This window comes from Pseudomonas nitroreducens, from assembly GCF_014204515.1.
GTDB classification, from domain to species: Bacteria; Pseudomonadota; Gammaproteobacteria; order Pseudomonadales; family Pseudomonadaceae; genus Pseudomonas; species Pseudomonas nitritireducens_A.
This window is the reverse complement of sequence record NZ_JACHLI010000044.1, coordinates 1-2452: the sequence shown is the minus strand read 5'-3', so window position 1 is coordinate 2452 and position 2452 is coordinate 1. Positions and strand designations below refer to the sequence as shown.

General features: G+C 59.2%; 2 protein-coding genes. One reads left to right on the top strand and one right to left on the bottom strand.

Features of this window, described 5'->3' with window-relative positions; genetic code table 11:
* Positions 1-1313, bottom strand: a 1313-nt coding sequence (locus HNP46_RS32320) for a BapA/Bap/LapF family prefix-like domain-containing protein (protein ID WP_184597363.1), incomplete at its 3' end; no start/stop codon positions are given.
* Between the two features lie 360 nt (positions 1314-1673).
* Here HNP46_RS32320 and HNP46_RS36280 point away from each other — a divergent pair.
* Positions 1674-1901, top strand: a complete 228-nt coding sequence (locus HNP46_RS36280) for a transposase (RefSeq protein WP_409372484.1) — start codon at positions 1674-1676, stop codon at positions 1899-1901.
* Positions 1902-2452: the final 551 nt, after the last annotated feature.

Genomic DNA, 2452 nt, shown 5'->3' with positions numbered 1-2452 from the left:
TCGGCCAGTTCGCCCTTGAATTCAGGACGCGCGTCGTCGGTCACACCGCCCTTGGCGATCGGACCAGTGATGGCGCCAACGTCATCGAGCAGTTGCAGGCTTTCGTCGCCCACCAGGGCTTCCGGGTCGATCAGGTCGGCCGGGCCGGTGGGAGTCTTGTCGCTGATGTTGCCGGCGGGGTCGGTGATGGTCACTTCGCCGATTTCGCCGTTGCCCAGCGGGTTCTCCGGGAATTCCCAGTTGCCGCTGCCGTCCACGGTGGTGGTGACGGTGCTGCCGTCGGGCTTGGTTACGGTGACGATATCGCCTGGCTCGCCGCCGTTTCCGCCCAGGCCGCTGCCGTTGTTCTCGGTGATTACCGGCGGGGTCGGCGGAATCAGGTCGGCTACGCCGCTGTCGACATTGCCGCTGTGGTTGCCGGCCGGGTCGGTCTCGACCAGGGTGCCCTGCTCGCCGTTGCCCAGCGGGTTCTCCGGGAACGACCAGTTGCCGCTCTCGTCCACGGTGGTGGTCACGGTGCTGCCGTCAGGCTTGTGCAGGGTGATGGTGTCGCCCGGCTCACCGGTGCCGGCCAGGCCGTCGGCGTTGTTCTCGGTGACGCTGGGGGCTTTCGGCGCGACCAGGTCGGCCGGCCCGGTGGGCGTCCGGGGGCTCGGACCGTTGCCGCCGGAGACAGTCACTTCGCCGGCTTGGCCGTTGTCCAGCGGATTGGGCAAGAAGCTCCAGTGCCCGTTGTCGTCGGTGGTGGTGGTTACGGTGCTGCCGTCCGGACGATGCAGGGTGATCTGACTGCCGGGCTCGGAGGTTCCGGTCAGGCCCTGGAGGTTGTTGAAGAGGACTTCCGGTGCGCCGGGCACTGCGCCTCCCTTGTGCTTGGAGCCGCCGCTGCCGCCGCGGCTGGCCAGGTAGCTACCAATACCGATGGCGCCGATCCCGGGCACCAGCAGGCCGAGCACGGCGTTGTCGGCGCCGGACTGTGCGGCGATGAGTTCGTCGATGGAGCCCAGCTCCACCAGCTCGGTGCCGGTCCAAGGGTCGGAGTAACTGGCCAACCACAATTGGTGATTGCTCTGGTCTTCCATGACTAGGTCGTTGCGCACCCCATCCACGCTGTGGAAGAAGTTGTTGATGGTGATGACTTCACCATTCTTGAGGCGCACAACCAAGGCATCGCCACTGCGGCTAATGGATTTGACGTCTTCTGGCGAGGCGGTGATTTTCACCACGCACGACCGCATCAATGACAACAGGTTGTTGCCACTGACATCCGTCACTTGCCCAGTACTCTTCGCAATCAGTTGAATCGCAGACATTTCTACTCCTATCATTCTGACCATCTCACTAAGCACGACAGTTGCCGCAAATCACAGCACCGCGCAATTAGCCTGCTATGCTTAAAAACGTGCTTTTACTTCAAAAAAGAAAAGGCTTTGAATCGGAAAATTTCCTTCACTCAGGTTACAAAATTCCCCCGCCCATAAAATTAAGAAAATTCTGAGTTACCTTTGATCGAATAGCTTTACCTAGGCTCGCAAAGAGAATTCTCGATCCTTACGCGCCCAATTTTCGCAGACATATAAAGCGGGCCGAAGGTCCTCCAATCGAAAATCCATGCTTGCGCCAAGGCAATTGAAGGAGTGGTAGTTCTAGGTAGTGTTCTTGTTTACCACTGGATGTGCCGACCAGTAATCCCACCGCTTTTTTGGAGTGGGATTTGTCTCTATTGGCTTCATGATCATCAGAGGCAGCGGATCAAGGAATTATTGCCGGCCAAGTCCAGCGACCGGAGCGTGATGGTCAGAGATGACCGACGGTTTGTCGAGGCGGTGCTCTGGATCGCCCGAACCGACGCACCTTGGCGCGACCTTCCGGAGGCCTACGGTCATTGGCAGCGTGTGTAGGTGCGTTATAGCCGCTGGTCACGCAAGGGCGTGAGGTTACGAGTGATGGAATCGCTTGCAACTGAGCAGACTTTGAACACCTACGGTAGATGGCAGCATCGTGCGGGCTCATCAGCACGGTGCAGCAAGAAAATCGATCAGAATGCCTAGGCCAGGGCCAAATCCCGAGACGGATTGAGCGCCAAGATCCACTCTGCTGTAGAACCGGCGCGCCTGCTGCCCCCCCCGCTCAGGCCACGAATACGGTCAAGCCCAAACACTGCTCAATGGTTTTAACCCTTCGGTACTATTGGCGGACAAGGACTATGACTCCGATGCATTCACTGATGCTATCCGGCGCCAAGACGCCGATGCTGCTTTCCCATCAAGAAGACACCGCCTTGAGCCTCGGCCACTGGATCGACATCTCTACAAGGCGCGTAACTTGGTCAAGCGCTTTTCCAGAAGCTGAAACAGTGTAAGCGCGTGAAAATCGGCGTCCTGGGTGCCTGACCCCGCAGTTGAGACTATTGCGTCCGCAACTTTTCTTGCGGACGCAAGCATGACCACCG

Bases quoted from the DNA above. Each gene is read 5' to 3' on its own strand.
- HNP46_RS36280 (WP_409372484.1), top strand. From the start codon at position 1,674: ATGTGCCGACCAGTAATCCCACCGCTTTTTTGGAGTGGGATTTGTCTC.